This is a genomic window from Candidatus Villigracilis saccharophilus (assembly GCF_016711665.1).
This window is the reverse complement of record NZ_JADJSO010000017.1, coordinates 60,897-78,660: the sequence shown is the minus strand read 5'-3', so window position 1 is coordinate 78,660 and position 17,764 is coordinate 60,897. Positions and strand designations below refer to the sequence as shown.

Genomic DNA, 17,764 nt, shown 5'->3' with positions numbered 1-17,764 from the left:
TCGAAACGTTTTAACGCTCAAACCTGTAAACCATCTAACGGATCTTATCTCGGTTGGCTTTGAACCACTCAATGGTGCGCTTCATGCCTTCTTCAAAAGAGACTTGCGCGCCCCAGCCAAATAATTCCTTTGCGCGGGAAACATCGAGTCCGCGGCGGGGCTGCCCGTTTGGTTTATCGGTTTGCCAGGCTAGTTTGCCCTGAAAGCCTGTCAATTTGACGATCATCTCAGACAGGTCCTTGATCGATATCTCGTAGCCAGAACCAAGATTGACAGGCAGATCGCCATTGTAATTTTCTGCAGCGGTCACGATACCATCCGCCGCGTCTTCGACATATAGGAATTCGCGCGTGGGAGAACCATCACCCCAGACTTGCAATTCCGTGTCGCCGCGCTCGCCCGCCTCCACCGCCTTGCGGATCAAAGCAGGGATGACGTGTGAGGTCGCCAGATTAAAGTTGTCACGTGGTCCGTATAAATTGACAGGTAAAAGGAAAATGGCATTGAAACCGTACTGCGCACGATAAGCCTGCGCCTGCACAAGCATCATCTTCTTGGCGAGGCCGTATGGTGCGTTTGTTTCTTCAGGATACCCGATCCACAGGTCGTCTTCCTTAAAGGGAACGGGTGTGAATTTTGGATAAGCGCACACCGTACCGATCGCAACAAATTTGCCAATACCGTTCTTATAGCCCTGATGCATCAACTCAACACCCATCATCAGGTTATCGTAGAAAAAGTCAGCGGGATGCTCGCGGTTCGCGCCGATACCGCCCACATTCGCGGCAAGGTGGATAATGACCACATTCTTCGGGTCCACCCCGGCAAGGGTATCGCTATACATGCGTTTAATATCGTTCGGGTCAACCAGGTTATAGTTTTCGATACGCGGAATGATAATATCCGACGCGCCGCGCTGTTTTAGTTTTTCAATGACGAACGAGCCCAGAAAACCCGCTCCGCCAGTCACGATCACACGTTTGTTCTGCCAAAAATTTTCTGTCATGAGATTTCTCCTTTATAACCTGAGTCTTGTGCTTCTTGTTGGAACCTGTCAGGTTTTCTGTATTGAACAATAAATTGCGCGTTTCCATAACGATCGTCGGTCGGGTCTTTATTAACCCAGTCTTCAACGCGAACAACACTTCACGGACGCCGTCATCCACATCAAGGGTGGTTTCAAAGCCAAGCACACGCTTAATTTTTTCAAAGGAAACCGTAATATCGCGCATGTCACCGCCGAAGGTCAGGTTCTTATATTCCACGACCGTTTCGGGCATGCGTTTCAAAACAAGATTTACAATATCGCTCTTTGTGTAATTCCCATGATCGGTCCCCAAATTAAAAACCTGTCCGCGCACTTTTTCTTTCTCTGCCTCGAGGCCCATCATCACGCCGCGCACCACGTCACGGATATGAACGAAGGAACGCGAATATCCGCGCTGATAAATGATCAGCGAGCGTTTTGTAAATGCCTCTAATACGAATTGATTTACGATCAGGTCAAACCTTGTGCGCGGCGAAATTCCGTACAAAGTCGCAAAGCGGAACAGCAATGGTGAGCAGGTTGAGTCTTTTTGTGAAAGCAAAAAATCTTCAGCCGCGATCTTTGTCTCGGCATATAAGGATTGCGGATTTAAGGGAGTCTCTTCAGTGACCGGCTGGCCGTCTTCGGACATGCCGTAATTACTGTACGTGGATGCGAACACGAATCTTTCCACGCCCAGATCTGCTGACTGACCAAATGCATTTTTCGTGGCTTCGACATTGTACTTCCAGGATACCTGCTTTCCCACCGCCTGACAGGCGGGGAAACCTACAATCGCAGCAAGGTGCACAACTGAAGTGGGCTTCTGCCAATCACGCTTAACCGCATCACGCACAGCGCGCGGCTCGGTCACGTCCGCTTTGACGAAGTGAAAGTTTGGATGATTCAGGAACGGGACAATGCTCTCGCCGCCGAACAGAAGACTGTCGAGGACGGTGACTCTGTAATTGGCGCGCAGCAGCTCCGAGGTCAGGATCGAGCCGATATACCCTGCTCCGCCTGTGATCAACACATGATGATCTGTCATTCCAAGCCCTCCAATCGAATCTTGTAACCATCCAGCACAAGCGCTGGCACCGATTTATCTGTCACCACCGAAATTCCCTGTTCAAGGCAAGTGAGTTTGCAAATATCTGCGACATCGCCTGAGCCGACGATCCGCACGCGGTCAAATCCGGCATGGCGAATTTTCACAACATGGTCCTTCACACGCTGACGGGTGCGGCGATACACAGAAAAAGAACGCTCCACATAATCCACAGCGAGGCGCGCCCGCAACGCAAGTCCTTCGGGTGTGATGATATATCGCAATTTTTTACGCTCAGCGCGCGAAACTTTCACTGCGCCTTTTGCGATGAGCCGTTTTAAATGCCAGTTGACCGTTCCAACCGCGACCCCGAGCTGGGTGGCAAGTGTGGACTGGTTCACGTTTGGGTCGCTCTCGATCTGCTCAAGCAGGGAGAGTTCGCGGATTTCGTCGTTTGTTGATTCCATAGGTTATATTTTAATTCAAAATTCAGTGACTGAATTATAACAGAATAACAGAAGGTAATTTCATGTTTTCCGCGAACGCAGGCGCTTCTCAGGGCAGACTTGTTTTTAAGCGATAAATATCGTACCCATCAACATCCCCGATACGCACATAATTTTGCTCAATAAAATCAAAGGTATCCTGAAGGTTTGGAGCCAGGACAACCTCCTTGCGCTTTATTTTATATTGCTTGCGGATATCCGGGTCGAGATCCGGGATGCGCTCGCGGTCGGCAGGTTCGATCACATTCACGATCAAGACAGGCGGATCGTTCGTAAGCTGGGAATAAAATTGGTCCGCCCAATGTTTTCCCAAGGGAGTATCCACATGGATAAGCGGGTATGGCAGAAACGAAACCGGTGATTCCCTGCCTGACACGAAATTTATGATCGGGCGAAATCCCCAAACCAACACCTTATCATGCGGATCTGTATTCTCCATGATATACAAAGCAACAGGGTCACGATAATCCAGATCAGCATTTGGGTTTGACCATTTATAGGCAAAGACAGTACCGTAATTCTTCCAAGTGGTCATATTGCCGGCAAGCGTCACTGTAATTAACAAGAGAAGGACATAAACTGAATACCTGTCAAAATCCGATCCAAATCGGCGTAAAAACAAATACACTGAATAACTACACAGCAAGCCGACATAAGGCGCCCATCCAATAAAATAATGCAGGTAGTTTCTCCCCGATAACGCGCTCAACAATGCTTCCATCGGCCAGCCGATCAGCAAGATCAACAAGAATTTTGCCAGTGGATCGTTGAACCTGCTCTTAAACAATATCCACAAAGAGAAAAGATACCCGAGTACAGCAAATAAAATGGGAAACACGCCAATTGAACGCGCCGCGCTCAATATGCCATCCAAAACGCCGGCCAGATCAAAGCCGTCGCTATACTGGAGATTAAAAACAAGCACGACGTTGATCATTTCAGTCAACGCGCCCTGCGAGTAAAAATAAAAAATAATGGGAATGATAACAATCACCGCACCCATCGCATACCACAAAGCCCGTTTGAAAAATAACCGCCATTCCCCTGCACTGATCGCTAGAATAAAATAAGCACCCGCGGCTGCAATCTGCATACTGATATTATTAGGTCTCAATAGGATATTTAGTCCCAATGAAATACCAACCAGAAAACTGTAGATGTTCCTGTGCGGTTGTCCCAGACTCAGCATAAAGCCCAACACAGCAATAAAACTAAAAAGCAGGGAGTACTCCTCTGAAAAATTCCCACCCTGCAAAACATTCCCAGCTGAGATAGTCCAAATAAAAGTCCCAACCAATGCAGGAATCACACCCATCAAATGCTTGATCACAAGATAGCCAATGACGCCAGAGATAAAAAAGAACAGGAATTCCACAAACCAGCCCCCCCAGCGGGATCCGCCGGAGAAAGCCAGTCCAAGCGCGTTGATATAAAAAACCAGGGGACCTTTATTTTCCCAGACCGCCAGATAGGGGATCTTGCCTTTCAAAATGAGCGAAGCAACATACAGAAAGATCCCGCCGTCGCGGCCCGGATACGAAATAAAGGGATTGGAGAGTATCCCCATTGCCAGAAATCCCATCCAAATCAACGTGACGATCTTCCCTGGGAACAGGGAACGAAAAAAATAAAATTTTTGATTTTGCATCTACAATACCTGATATCTTAACGTCATGGAATACTACAGGGAAAAACCAATTATAATCTCGACGGCAAAATCAAAGGATGTTCATGGAAACCTATCAAAACACACGTCAATCTCACTGGGATTCGGTCGCGCGCAAACGCGATACCTGGCGCGGTATGGGGAGCTGGTATCACCGCCGCCTGATCGAAATATATCAATTTCTTGTCAGCCCAAATCAACGGGTGCTGGAAATCGGATGCGGGACGGGAAGTTTGCTTGCGCGCCTGAAACCCTCACGCGGAGTCGGCATTGATTTCTCTGCCGACATGATCGAGCGCGCAAAATTACGACACCCTGAACTTGAGTACCATCAAATGGATGCGCATGACCTATCCGGCATTGACGGTCCATTTGACGTCATCATCCTTTCCGACACAGTCAATGACCTGTGGGATGTACAGCGCGCCCTCGAACAAACCAAAAGATTGTGCACACCGCACACGCGGCTGATCTTGAACTTCTACAATCATCTCTGGCAGATCCCACTTACGATTGCGCAAACATTGAACCTCGCAGCGCCGATGCTCCATCAAAACTGGCTGACCCCTGAAGATGTCAATAACATGCTTCACCTGGCCGGCTTTGAAAGCATTCGATCCTCGCAGGAAATTCTATGGCCGCTTCCCCTGGGCGGATTCGCAAACCGTTATCTCGTAAAGCTCTGGCCGTTCCATAATTTAGCGCTTTCAAATTTTGTGATCGCGCGCCCCGCGCCGCAACCAGCACGCGCCGCCAGCGTATCCGTAGTGATCGCTGCACGAAATGAAGCTGGTAATATCAAATCCATTTTTGAGCGTGTACCCACAATGGGCAGCGGAACCGAGATCGTCTTCGTGGAAGGACATTCACGCGACAACACCTATGAAGCTATTGAAGGGGAAATGCCGCTTCACCCCTCCACCCCGAGCCTGCTCTTCCGTCAACCAGGCATAGGCAAAGCTGATGCGATCCGCCTCGGCTTCGAAAAGTCCACCGGCGACATTCTCATGATCCTTGACGCAGACCTGACCGTCCCACCCGAAGACCTGCCGCGATTTTATGACGCCATCGTTTCCGGCAAAGGTGAATTTATCAACGGCGTGCGCTTGGTTTATCCAATGGAAAAGGAAGCCATGCGCACACTGAACTTTATCGGCAACAAATTATTCAGCATGGCTTTTTCGTGGCTGCTGGGCCAGCCCATTAAGGACACTTTGTGTGGCACAAAAGTCATGTGGCGCGAAGATTACGACAAGATCTCAGCCAACCGTTCCTATTTTGGAGATTTCGATCCATTCGGCGATTTTGACTTGATCTTCGGCGCAGCAAAGTTAAACCGAAGGATCGTAGACCTCCCCATCCGCTATCGCGAACGCACGTATGGCACCACCAACATCTCACGCTGGAAACATGGGGTACTGCTGCTAAGGATGGTGGCCTTTGCTGCGAGAAGAATAAAATTCATCTGACGAAATAAAAATTGCATTCATTTGAATGCAATTTTTATTTACTTTTCCAGGCACAGTAATGGATCCCAAGATCCTGACATATAGAATTTCTCACGACCTTGCTGTTTGACATAAATAAACCACAATTCACCGTCCAAGCCGTACACCAAGATCACATCAGATGCGTGAGGAAAAAATTGCGGTGATTCGGTCATCGGGAAGATGATACGTGAACTTCTTCTGTTCGCGATAAGATCAAAGACCAGCCTGCCTTCATCCACAGCCTTGTAACCGACTTTATCCGTTATTTTTTCGCCTTCACCAGCGCCATAGTAACGCGGATAGACAGCCATACCTTGTGTAAAACTTAATACAGCGGCATCGTTAAGATGTGTAAAACAAGTTAAATCGAAGTCAGCCTGGCGCAACGCAGAAGAATCCATCAGATGGCGCGCCAGGACCGCGCCAGAAAGAGGCGGGTATTTATCTGGAAAGACCGTTTCACTAAGCGGCAGCGCGGAACCAATTCCAAAAAATAAGAAGCCAAAAACAACATACCGCCGCCAATTGCCATCGGCTGTTGGCAATGTCAGCAAAAAAGGATTGGATCTTACCCAATCAACCACTGCGGCGCGCTTTCCATTAAGCGCAAAAAGAAAACCGCCAATTAATGTAAACATGCCGATCATGTAATATAGATAGACCGACCAATCCATAGACAGCATAAATCGTTGGCCTGAGAGCAACGCAAGTGATGTCCACAAGTTATAAATAAGATTAAGCGCCAGGGGCATCAGTCCAAGCCAGCCGTTTCTTTGAATGGCGGTTGTCACCCCAAGCCCAAAGAGAAAGACATAAAACACCAGCAAAAGGGATTGATGAGCGGTTGGCTGTCCCTCCCATTTTTCCCAAAATGCATCGGTCGGAACAAATATATCCGTGTAATTTTTTATTTCATTTCTAAGCGGGAACAAAAGAATATTATTGACGGCATGATTTAGAAAAAAGTTGGATACCCCCCAAACCGCCCGCGATGGATTGACGGACATCGCGTCCTTTGCCATCTTGATCAAACGCTGGTTATAGTCCACGCTCGACTCGCCTGGACCCGGCATCACATTCGGTTCGAGCCCGTTTAAGCGGCTATAACGTAAAGCAAGGTTGATGGTCTGATATTCGGGACTATCAAAAATCAATTCTCCAGTCACCTTCCAGTTATGCCAAAACCAGGGACCGATAACAAGGGTTAGGGAAACCAGCATAAACAACATACTTTTCATGAAAGGTTTAATCTTCCCTTTCCCTGCCAGAAACCCGAAAAGGATGATCACCGGCAGAACGACCACAGACTGCGTGCGAATCAGCATCACCGCGCCCAAAACTCCACCCAGTAAAAAACCCTTAAAAGCAGAGAAACCCGACCTGATCCAATGCATCCCAATGAATAAAAACAAGATCAACAGCATCGCTGTTGGAATCTCGGAGAGAAACACCTTGGAGTAACTCAGGTTCCCAGTGTAGGGAGAAACGAGATTAGAAGTAAAGTCACGAAATATTGCAAGGAATGCGACTGCAACACCGACGGGACGTCCAAAGAATTCCCGTCCAAATAAATAGAGAAGCACTGGCAACATGGCAAAAACAAGGGTTTGAATAAAAATCATCGTGTGATAATCCTGCCCAGCCAATAAGTGCAAAGCCGCCAGAAAGACCACATACAGTGGGCGGGGAGGAATCCGGTCAGCCCCGAAACCTTGCCCGATCAGGATGGATTGGGCAAATTCATCATAGACCTGAGAATCGATAAAAGGATAAATCTCAAAATTGGGTTCGCGAGGCGTGAGTGCTGATGCGCTTGGAATCACAGGCTGGCTCAACCATATTACAGTTGCGGCCAACCATACTGCAACGCAAATCCACAACTCGAGCCGGGGGATTTCGTTCAATTTCCATTTCGACTCGGCCAAAAATATTGCCAGGCAAAAAACACAAACCAGCAGGATCTGCCATTCAAGCAATGCAACGGCAGGGAGTCCGCGCTGCCAGTCTCCCTTATAGCCTGAGACAATTCCCAACCCGGTCGCAGAAACAATTGCAGCGCCCCCCCACACAGAAAAAACACCACAAGGGCAGTAAAAATAAATTTTCCAGCCCGCCCTTTATATTCAAGATTTCCGCTCAGATTAACAAAAAAGACCAGAAAAACAATTTCAAAGGAAACGTACCCCATCAGGTCAAGAGCAGGTGTGAGCAAGCCGATATATCCGCCGATCGTTTGACTGAGCGGTTCTGTCAGCAGTTCCTTAAATACCCACAAACAAATTCGAAGAAAAAGCAGGGACGCCGCCGCGGTCAACAGAATGTCTTTTGTTAACGGCCTGTCAAGAATGTTCTTCCATTTCCTCCACACCACCAAATCCTTGTAAGCAGAGGCGATCAACATGAAACCAAACAAGATCCACACGATGAAAAGCGCGCGAATGAAAAAAAATGGCAAGGAATTTTCATGTACTGTGATCGCCTGGAATTGAAGGAAAGCGATCACACCATGTAATATCCAGATAAAAAATAAAGTAATCCATTTAATTTGACTGGAGAGTTTTCTTAAAAAAGATCTCATTATCAGAACATTGTACAGGAAAAAAAGTATTCTGTCATGACGCCTGTATTAAGAGGTAAAATTCGACGACTAAATTAACAAGAAGGATCTTATATGTCTGTAAAGTTAAAATTGTTACCCGCTGAACAGTATAAAGGTGTCAATCAATATGACCCAATCAAATATTATTACTGGCCTGTCTTCGGCCGCATGTATCGCCGCCGGGTTGAATTGGCGCTGGAGCAATGTTCAGGCGGTGAACGCGTCCTGGAAGTTGGTTTTGGAACTGGATTGGCATTCCCGAATCTGCACGACAATTACACGGAAATCCACGGCATTGACCTGACCGCGGATATTGACGCCGTTAAATCTGTTTTTGAGCCGATGAACATTCCGCTTTTCCTTAAAAAAGGCGATGTTTTAAATATGCCATATGAAGATAATTTTTTTGACACGGTACTACTGGTCAGCATATTGGAGCATTTAAAACCCCTTGAACTGGAGCAGGCTTTCGTTGAGGTTCGACGCGTGCTCAAGCCGGGCGGGCAGATGGTTTACGGCACGCCGGTCGAAAAGCCGTTCATGGTATTCATGTTTCGTATGCTGGGACATGATATCCGTGACGAACATTTTTCAACTGAAGAGGAAATCGCCGCCGCAGCTCACAGAATTTTCTCAAAAGGGCATGTGACCGGAATGAAAAGTACACCACCCATTGCAGGGACGGTGTACACGGTAGGAAATTTCATCAAATGAAAATCAGCGACCGCATGGGTGCGGCCGCTGATTTTTTAATGCACACGTTCGTAAATACGAATTTCCGGATTAACGGCTGTCACAGTCAACTGCGGCAAGTATGGCGGCAGGGAATAGGTAAACTCCTCCATCAAACGGAATGAAGTAATTTCACCCGAAAGCAACCTCTTGAAGAAATCACACTCGACCGGATTTGTAATACAAATTGAGTCAGTGTAAAGCCTTGAATATGTAAACGAGTCAACAACAAAATAATCGACATTTCTATCCAGCAGACCCTGCTCGCCTTGATTGTATTCAAACCGTCCACCGGTAGGCACGATGTCATCCGGATATTTAATGAAGTAGATCGGGTAGTTACGAGCCGCGCCATAAAACTGCTTCTTATTCACAATCGGCGGGTACAAAGTATATTCAATGGTTTTCTTAAATCCGCGAAGCGATGAAATATATTCACTGGCAGGCATACGCGCATCATTTACGAAAAGCAGAGTGGTGCTGACCAAACGCAGCATGGAATAGGAAATTCCCAAAACAAGAAGAATGGCAATAACCGAGGGGATAAATTTCCATTTCTTATTCCGTGCCAGATCAATCACTTCATCCATAAACAACGCGCCAAGAATGGACAGGAAAGGCACAAAGGGGATGAAGTAGCGCGGAATGTAATTAATGGACACCATGAACGGCAGATCAAAAATAAGGATGGCGGTAACCAGAATAACGACGGCTTGAATCCGCTTTTCATCCGCCTGGATCTTTACAAACCATATCAAGATCAGGCGCGCGGCGAACCAGATAAAGCTAAGGATAAAAAGATAATAAGCGAATGTACCTACAGCAGATTCAAAAACGCTCCACTGGCCATATAGCCCGATCGAACTTCCGGAATTAAATCCATATTGCGGATACCGTTGAAGCGCAGGAATGACATTTTTAAAATAAGATAGAAAATACAGGGCTTTGGGAGTCCCAACGACGTATCCTGCAAAGCTAAGCGCGCCGCCGATCAACGCCATCACAAAAGATCGAAACCAATTCTTTCGCAGATCACCCCAGTTCATAACGATCATCACAAATAAAGGCACAAGCAAAAGACTCCCGCCCGTATATTTACTGGACGCGGCAAGTCCTACGGCAAAAAAGGAGGCGTAAATCCAAAAACGCAACTTGGTAAATTGATATTTTATTGAAAAATAAATACAAAGAATGGCGAAGAATTGCAAGTACAGGTCATTGTGCGCAAAACGGGCGTTTGTAACCGCCACAGCACTGGCAATATATAACAAACCGGCCAGCGCAGAGGTTGGCATATTTACACCGATCGTACGCGCCAAATAATAAATGAGAACACCGCTGACTGCCCCCAACAAAGCCGAGAAACTACGCGCCGCAATGATAAATATCGAACTTGAATATCCCATTCCATAAACGAGCTTGCCTATCCCAAACATCACATATTTTGGCAAAGACGGGTAATTAAAATCAGGCTCTGTCTCATCAAAAACCATTTCGCCCTGCAAGGCGCTCTCCACGCGCCAAACAAGTTCATCCGGATTCCAAAGCGCTGGCGTGCCCCAGCTAATGCCTGGAAGGGAGAATCCAAGGAAAAGCAGGAATATACCTGCTGGCAATAAAATCTCAGTTCGAAAAATAAAATCCCTAATTCTTTGAACCATTTCACTCTCTCCAACGCAATCATTTCCGAGGAAAACAAGTTAAACCATGCCACGGAGAAGTCGTAACAAAAGAAGGCTGATCTTTTATTTTTACAGCCAAAGCACGAATGCCGCCACTGGTCTCGCAGCCGAGGATAAAAACATCAGATGCATGCGGAAAATAATCCGGCGGCAAATCCATGGGAAGAAAGACCAGAGCACCTTTCTGGCCGATCAAAGTAAAGTGCAGGCGGTTGAAATCACGTGCTAAATATGTAGCTGATTGTTGATCTCCCCAAAAATCACCAGCTTTATAAAACGATGGATACAGCGCGCGGCCAATCAAAATCTTCGCGCCTGACTCTGTTTCAAGGAAAACCTTTAACTCCTCAACTGTGACCACATTCTCATTCAAGACCATCGGTCCATCCGCCGTAAATCGAGAGGCCATTTGATCAGGCGATAGATCAACAAAATGCCCTGGAACGATTTTCTCGGTCAGAGGCAAAGCCAGACCCATGATCAAGAATAAGGCAAAATAAAGCAATACTTTACTGGGAGTTTCTGCCAAATCTTCGGCGGGTCTTTCGTTCAAATCCCGGTTCACATCAAGCGATAAAGTTTTGATTCCAATCATTGACGACAATATAATTGTGAGGTGGATCAAACCAACACAAAAATAAAGCAGGAAAATCCAGTCCACTGGCAAAACGAACCGCCACCCGGAAATCCGGGCAAGGGACATGCTAAAGTTGTAAGTAAAATGAATGAAAAGGGGCAACAATCCAAGAAAGCCATACCATTGGAATGCCGCGCCAATGCCCAAAGAAATTAGGCCAAGGGTAACAAAGAAAATCAAAATAGAATCCGCCCTCAGATCAATCAATGGATCGCTCCAAATCTTCATCTCGGAAACGTAGGAACGCGGATCGTACAACTTAAGCGACATCGGCAGATACATAACAGAATCCACTTCATTACGAACAAAATAGGACGCGTAGATACGCGCCAGTTCCGCCGGATGATCAATCACATACTGAATAATCTGGCTCCTGATCCGACGAGAGTATTCATCAGGAGATTCTTCGGGAAGAACATCCACCGTATCAGATGGCTCTGTGTACGCACCGGCATACCAGGATATATAGAATTCCGAACTCTCAATTGCGGGTTTTCCATTTACCTGATCGTTTCTCAAAACCCATGGGAAAACCACCGCGGCAAACCCCAAAACAAAAACCAGACTGCGCTGAAACCCTCGTTTTAATTGAAACCCACCTGAAAAGAACATGCCAATCAGCAATGCGGGAATGATGAACTGCGCCTGATGGCTGCGCACAAGCATCACCAATCCAAATGAAGCCCCGGCGACAATCCCAAGGTGCCATGTAGTGGAAGATCTTTTGAGCCATTTAATCAAAACATAGGTCATTAATAGCATCAAGGCCATGGTTGGCACATCAGACATTAACAATTTTGAGTGAGAAACTTCAATTACATTGGTTAACTCAATGGAATTCTTTTCCCTAAAGATGAGCAATATTGCGGTGACCAACCCGGCGGGACGTCCACCAATCTGGAACGTCAAGAGGTAAGCCAGCGCAGGAATAACCGCAAGAAACACGATCTGAAAAGAAATCACAGTATCATATTTTTGCCCACCAATCATATGCAGGAAAGCAAGAAAAAAAACATAAAGCGGACGTAATATGATCTTATTGTTCTGATCTGCACCAATGATCAAGTTTTGTGCCGACTGATCATAAAGCGCAGCATCCGAATACGGATAATATTCAAAATTGGGCGGAGTGGGAGACGGATTGAAATAACTTTCCTCCCGCATGGGTTCTCCCCACCAGACAAGAAACGCCCCAATCCATAACACCAAACAAATGAACAAATCCAAACGGATATGAGGCAGCCAGTTCTTGAGCCGCATCCCCGCCGAATCCCGAGCGACATTACCCCAAGAAATCAATAGCAGACCGAAGAGCCATGCCACAATAACTTGTGAGAATAAGACAGGGGTGCCAGGGGCGTGCCAGCCATAAAGCTCGGGCTGTAACCCTATGCGAGTCCGGGCCACCCAGGACGAAAACAATACTAAAAAGCCACTGATGATGCCGGTAGTTATGAAAAGCTTCTTCCAAGCAAACAAAATTCGCCAATTTAATTTATTTCCGCGCCAGAGAAAAACGCCAACTTGAGTCTGGATGCCCAGGATTATCCCAAAATGAACAAAGGGAAAGATGCGTTCAATCGGAATGCCATATTCCAATATTCTGCCTGACGGCGTAAGGAGCAAAACTGCGCCCAAGAAAACCAAAATCGCGGTAAAGAGATTCAGAACATATCGTCTGAAAGGTGTACTTGAAATATTATCAATATGAAAAATCAATCTATTCAAAAAAAGTTCAGAGAAGCTGCTTCTTAAAAACAATGAACCAAAGAGTACAAAAAGAATAAAGGTTAAGCCCACCATGGCAAGGCGGGATAAGGAGTATCCCAGGAATACGGCATTCTTTAAGTCAGAAGAGACCGAGGATAAATAATAAAAAACAACCGCGCTTTCAAGCGCGTTTATCAAAAAGAAGGTTTTTATGAATAGTGGTTTTGATCTAAACTGCATAACAATCCGCTTCTTACTTTAAAGTGGGTTCCCTACGGAAGCTGCTCAGAGCAATCAAGCTGTCCATCTTTCGGGACAAGCAATTGAACGCCGACTTCTTTCAGGGTGGTTTTCTCATCATAATAGCATAGGATCGGATTCGCGACCCACATCACCCAGGCATTGTTCTCTTCGCCAAACTGAAAAGAATCATCCTTGACCGGTGTACGCAATAATTCACTGATAATTAAAACAAACCTATGCGCGGCGAGGTCGCTATAAAACGGCTCGAAATATGCGCTGTTTGAACTTAATGCCTCATTCATCAAAACTTTTTTCTCATATTCAGGGACCAGGGGGATCTTCGTGACGAAACCAAATGTCAACAATTGCCTTTGATCGATAAATAGAATATCGCCCTTTTGCCGGGCCAGTGAGATCTCTTCTTCAATTGTTTCAAGTGCGGTATCAATTTTTTCCTGAGAGGGCAGCAACTCGAGTGATTTTTCATCGGGAGCATCTGTCAAGGTCACAAGCGCCATGGATTTTTCGCCATAATTATATGAACGCATCTGACGCCAGGGTCCAAGAGCAGGGAGGATTAGAGATAGGATCACAACCGCTTTGATCCAATACGGCAGTTGATCGCCATCCAAGATCAGTTCCCTGCCGCCATTGAACCAGGCGATGACAGCAGTAAACATCAAGCCGATCAGGAACATATCCATATTGTGCAAATCCCCACCGCCGCCTATCTTTGTACTGGCGACCAATCCCACAGCAAGAAACGCCAGTAATGAGGCAAATATGGCAAGTTTCTGCCAGATATTCAACAGCCATTTTTTGTTTATTGCAAGCCATATTAGAATTATCAGCAAGGGTCCTACTGCGATCAGCAACCCGAGTAAAATCCCATTGCCATACGTTGAGTTGGGAAGGAGTCGGTACCAGAGAAGCGGTTGATGGGTAATTTCACTGGTGATCGTCTGCATATTGTTTCCCGCACTGGCAATTTGCCCGCCAATATCTGCCATATCCACGTTCTTTTCAAACAGGGGCATGATCTTTGGCAATAGAAAGCCTCCGAAGAACCCCGCAAAGCCCAAAGAGATGGCACGCGCCCAGTGTTTGGCGGCCAGTTTCCCGTTAAGAAGAGCCGCACCGGACAATTCCAACATGCCGATCCAAATTCCCGGGGCAAACATCCATGTGAACCGGCTGGCCTGCGCGGCGTATCCGGCATAAATAATTAATGGTATGGAAATCCATAAGGGTTTCCGCCAAAGCAAGGCGGTCAATGCGGCGCACAAAACGAGAGGCGAGTAGATCGGTCCTTGTTTCAGGAATAGAAATACCCACAGAATGGTCAACAACCAGGTATATTTATTCCGTGCTGATTTGCTGAAGGAGGCAAGGCCGACAAAAAAATACGGAAGGATCTGGGTTAACCCAACCCAAAACCGCTCCATTCCTATTGTTAGATCAGGGATGATAAAGGGCAAACCTCCAACCAACAGCCTGCTTCTATCTGACAATACTGGAATACTACGATCAACGGGATAATCGTATAATGCGCGGCCGAACACCGTCGAATAATCCCAAAGACGATTACCTTCAGACCAGCCTAACGAAAATGGATAATTACTTGCCCCGCTTAATGAAGCCGCGATCGAAAAAGCGCTGCCAGTCAGAATGAGCGCGGCAAGAAACTCCCTCCACCCGATCAGCGAATTGCCTTTGGTAAAAATTCCGGCAATAATAAATACCACTGTGCCCCATATCAAAGCACGAATATATAATCCTTGAAAAACAATACCCCACATTGAATATTGTAAAAACCATACCGGAAAAACAAGCAGCGTCACAGCGAGCAGCCAGCGCAGGAAAAAAATCCGTTCTCGAATCACGGCCACCCGCGTTGAAAAAACTATGAATTTGTCAGGCATCCAAATCAAGAACGTGATGCCCAAGAACAGGGCAACGCAGAAAAAGACAAACACAATGAATAACATAAACCACTTCAAGGAATATTCGCCCAGCCAAACGCCCGTACCCCAGGCGACATTATAGAATTCGAGACACGCGCCATACAATAATATTGCGGTGCCTAGAATAGCTAAAATATTCCCAAGCTGTTTATTCTTACGATCCAACGTCAAATCTCTTCAACTCCGAGTCACTTATTTTCATTCAAACAGTTTAACATGAGATCAAGATACTGCTGGCCCATGCGGTCAACGGTATAAAAACGGGAAATATGCTGCCGCGCCGCCATTCCCATTTTGGTTCGGGTTTCAGGGTCGCGCAGTAATTGTAATATAGCCTCTGCCAGAACCGCCGGGTTCTCAACCGGCACCAATAAACCATGCACACCTTCCACGAGCACTTCATCCACCCCTTCCACCTTTGTGGCAACACTTGGCAACCCCGCGCTCATCGCCTCCAGAAGCGCAATGGGCAGCCCTTCCCAACGGGAAGGCAAAACAAAAATATCTGCGCCTGCGAGGTAACTGGCAACATGATCTGATTTTCCCAATAATTTTACCGAGTGTGACAGACCGAGTCCTTCGATCTGCGACTGCAGGTCTGCCCGTAAAACGCCCTCGCCGCAAATTAAAACTTTCGCATTTGGAAATTCCTTCAATACTGCAGGCATACTTGCGACTAGAACTTGATGGGCTTTTTGATAAACAAGGCGCCCGACAGCCAACAATACAAGATCATCCGCATCCATCCCGGCCTCTTTTCGAACCTCGAGCCTGCGTCGGCTTTCGAGCGGCAGTGGAGCAATCCCATTCTGTATCACCAGAATTCTCTCTGCCCGGACTCCTTCGTTCAAAGCAACTTCATACGTTTTTTGGGAAACGGTCACAAGTTTATGCGCGATATTGTGATTGATCATCCATGAATGGGTTAGTTCACGCCATCTGGAAAAGCCTTCGATCACTCCATGATGGGTCGCGATCCGCACAGGGACACGCGCCAACCATGCAATCGGAAGCGCAACCATATTGCTGTCATGCGTAAAAGTTTCGATGACATCAAATTTTTCGCGTCGCAGGATACTCCAAAGCGAGAATAGCCCATTTACAAAGGGGGCGAAATTCTTTATGCCCTGGCCATGTCCATGAAACGCCTTTAAGTTGATGATCGGGACAGGTGAAAGAGCCTGCCATTTTTCATGCAGACCTTCCTTGTCATACAAAAAGATGACAGTCACTTTATGACCACGCTCATGGAACCAGCGCGCCTGGTCGAGCAGCACCTTTTGCGCGCCACCGGTCGCCATTTGTGTGCCGAGCAGGAGAACAGAGAGAGAGTCGTGATAATTCATCTGCTTTTTAGCTTAATGATCTTCTGAAAAAAATCGAGCCGTGTATTTTCCTTCAAACGCTGGTCAAGATACGGCGCGACAGATTCGATCGGGACCCGCCTCCCCATCATATCGTAAGCAAACTTGCGGATGCGTTCAGCATTTCTCAACAAATTATCTTCCGTATTGGGGATATGCAGGATGGTCTCAAGATCAACTTGATGCAGATCAGTATCACGGTATGCAATGAGCACAGGGATTCCATAAGCCAGCGCTTCACGGATCTTGAGTACCGATGCTTCCTCCATGTCGTTACGATGAATGGCTAGGGAGCCACAAGCCACATCTGTATTCAAAAGGATCTCGCGCACTTTATCCCTGCTTAGAAAGCCATGTAAACGCACATTCGCAGGAATATCAATCTCAATATCCTTTTTTGAATATCCGACGATGTTCACAACCAGATCAGAATTTGTCCTGGCGAAATTAATCAACTTATCAACGCCATGCCATGCCATGCCGGGCGAACCAACCAAGGTAATCACAGGGAACTTGTTGTGCGCAGGCGGGAGCGCCTCGGTATCCTTCAAGTCAATCCCATTGGAGATCACAACAACGTTTTTTTTACCATCAGGGAATAACATTTCTGCCAACTCGAAGGATGGAACGATCACTCCACATGCAGGATCAATGGTCAGATTACGCGTGAGCAGGTTCATCCAGTAAAAAAACAACCCGCGCTTACGGTATTCATTCACATCGTTGGAGTTCGTTTCCAAGACGACAGGTGCTATCTTAAACAGGGCATGCAATGGATATGAATATAATCCAAACCGCAAATAGATGATGTCAGGGTGATACTGTTGAATGGAAACAAACATGCGCTTCAGCATGACCGAACGCTTGATCTCGCGCTCAAGCAAGCGAAGTAACTTAAACCTGGAGCGGGTTTCAAAATTAAATTGCCGCGCATCGGGAAACGAGAGCTCTGCAGGTGTAAGGCTAAACAGAGCCGCCTCGTGACCCTGTTCGTGCCAGATCGAAACCTGGCTTTTTATTTTTTTACCGACTCCGCCTTGCATGATCTCAGGCGCAACGTGGACGGTGACATAGGCAATACGCATTGACAGTTTTC

Annotated in this window: 13 protein-coding genes; 2 read left to right on the top strand and 11 right to left on the bottom strand. The window is 46.8% G+C overall.

Features of this window, described 5'->3' with window-relative positions:
* Window positions 1–34: 34 nt before the first annotated feature.
* The 4 genes from IPL17_RS07765 to IPL17_RS07750 all read right to left on the bottom strand — a co-directional run bounded on the left by IPL17_RS07765 (window position 35) and on the right by IPL17_RS07750 (window position 4,229).
* Window positions 35–1,006 carry a GDP-L-fucose synthase gene (locus tag IPL17_RS07765; RefSeq protein WP_345306508.1) on the bottom strand — a complete coding sequence of 324 codons (972 nt, stop codon included), beginning with the start codon at window positions 1,004–1,006 and terminating at the stop codon, window positions 35–37.
* Window positions 930–2,075: an NAD(P)-dependent oxidoreductase gene (locus tag IPL17_RS07760; RefSeq protein ID WP_345306507.1), complete on the bottom strand. Its 1,146-nt coding sequence runs from the start codon at window positions 2,073–2,075 to the stop codon at window positions 930–932. The genes IPL17_RS07765 and IPL17_RS07760 overlap by 77 nt, the downstream gene beginning before the upstream one ends.
* Window positions 2,072–2,542, bottom strand: a complete 471-nt coding sequence (locus tag IPL17_RS07755; RefSeq protein WP_345306506.1) for a winged helix-turn-helix domain-containing protein — start codon at window positions 2,540–2,542, stop codon at window positions 2,072–2,074. The genes IPL17_RS07760 and IPL17_RS07755 overlap by 4 nt, the downstream gene beginning before the upstream one ends.
* An 88-nt stretch (window positions 2,543–2,630) precedes the next feature.
* Complete coding sequence (locus tag IPL17_RS07750; protein ID WP_345306505.1) at window positions 2,631–4,229, bottom strand: glycosyltransferase family 39 protein; 1,599 nt, start codon at window positions 4,227–4,229, stop codon at window positions 2,631–2,633.
* 83 nt (window positions 4,230–4,312) lie between these two features.
* Between IPL17_RS07750 and IPL17_RS07745 the strand changes: the two genes are divergently transcribed.
* Window positions 4,313–5,716: a glycosyltransferase gene (locus tag IPL17_RS07745; RefSeq protein WP_345306504.1), complete on the top strand. Its 1,404-nt coding sequence runs from the start codon at window positions 4,313–4,315 to the stop codon at window positions 5,714–5,716.
* A 38-nt stretch (window positions 5,717–5,754) separates the two neighbouring features.
* Here the strand turns inward: IPL17_RS07745 and IPL17_RS07740 are convergent, their stop codons facing one another.
* Both IPL17_RS07740 and IPL17_RS07735 read right to left on the bottom strand, forming a co-directional pair.
* Window positions 5,755–7,641, bottom strand: a complete 1,887-nt coding sequence (locus IPL17_RS07740) for a hypothetical protein (RefSeq protein WP_345306503.1) — start codon at window positions 7,639–7,641, stop codon at window positions 5,755–5,757.
* On the bottom strand, window positions 7,638–8,240 hold the full coding sequence (locus IPL17_RS07735) for a hypothetical protein (RefSeq protein ID WP_345306502.1): 603 nt from the start codon (window positions 8,238–8,240) through the stop codon (window positions 7,638–7,640). Before IPL17_RS07735 ends, IPL17_RS07740 begins: the two co-directional genes overlap by 4 nt.
* A 168-nt stretch (window positions 8,241–8,408) precedes the next feature.
* Here IPL17_RS07735 and IPL17_RS07730 point away from each other — a divergent pair, with 168 nt between their 5' ends.
* A complete protein-coding gene (locus IPL17_RS07730) occupies window positions 8,409–9,050 on the top strand; it encodes a class I SAM-dependent methyltransferase (RefSeq protein ID WP_345306501.1) in 642 nt (213 codons plus the stop codon).
* A 35-nt stretch (window positions 9,051–9,085) separates the two neighbouring features.
* On the opposite strand, the gene IPL17_RS07725 is transcribed toward IPL17_RS07730, so the two are convergent.
* The 5 genes from IPL17_RS07725 to IPL17_RS07705 form a co-directional block, all read right to left on the bottom strand.
* The gene (locus tag IPL17_RS07725) at window positions 9,086–10,729 is read right to left on the bottom strand and encodes a phospholipid carrier-dependent glycosyltransferase (RefSeq protein ID WP_345306500.1); all 1,644 of its coding nucleotides are present in this window, start codon (window positions 10,727–10,729) and stop codon (window positions 9,086–9,088) included.
* A gap of 19 nt (window positions 10,730–10,748) precedes the next feature.
* On the bottom strand, window positions 10,749–12,551 hold the full coding sequence (locus IPL17_RS07720; RefSeq protein ID WP_345306499.1) for a glycosyltransferase family 39 protein: 1,803 nt from the start codon (window positions 12,549–12,551) through the stop codon (window positions 10,749–10,751).
* A gap of 818 nt (window positions 12,552–13,369) precedes the next feature.
* Entirely contained in the window at window positions 13,370–15,469 is a 2,100-nt protein-coding gene (locus IPL17_RS07715; RefSeq protein WP_345306498.1) for a hypothetical protein, read from the bottom strand.
* 23 nt (window positions 15,470–15,492) lie between these two features.
* The gene (locus tag IPL17_RS07710) at window positions 15,493–16,650 is read right to left on the bottom strand and encodes a glycosyltransferase family 4 protein (protein ID WP_345306497.1); all 1,158 of its coding nucleotides are present in this window, start codon (window positions 16,648–16,650) and stop codon (window positions 15,493–15,495) included.
* Window positions 16,647–17,753, bottom strand: a complete 1,107-nt coding sequence (locus tag IPL17_RS07705) for a glycosyltransferase (RefSeq protein ID WP_345306496.1) — start codon at window positions 17,751–17,753, stop codon at window positions 16,647–16,649. Before IPL17_RS07705 ends, IPL17_RS07710 begins: the two co-directional genes overlap by 4 nt.
* Window positions 17,754–17,764 lie beyond the last annotated feature (11 nt).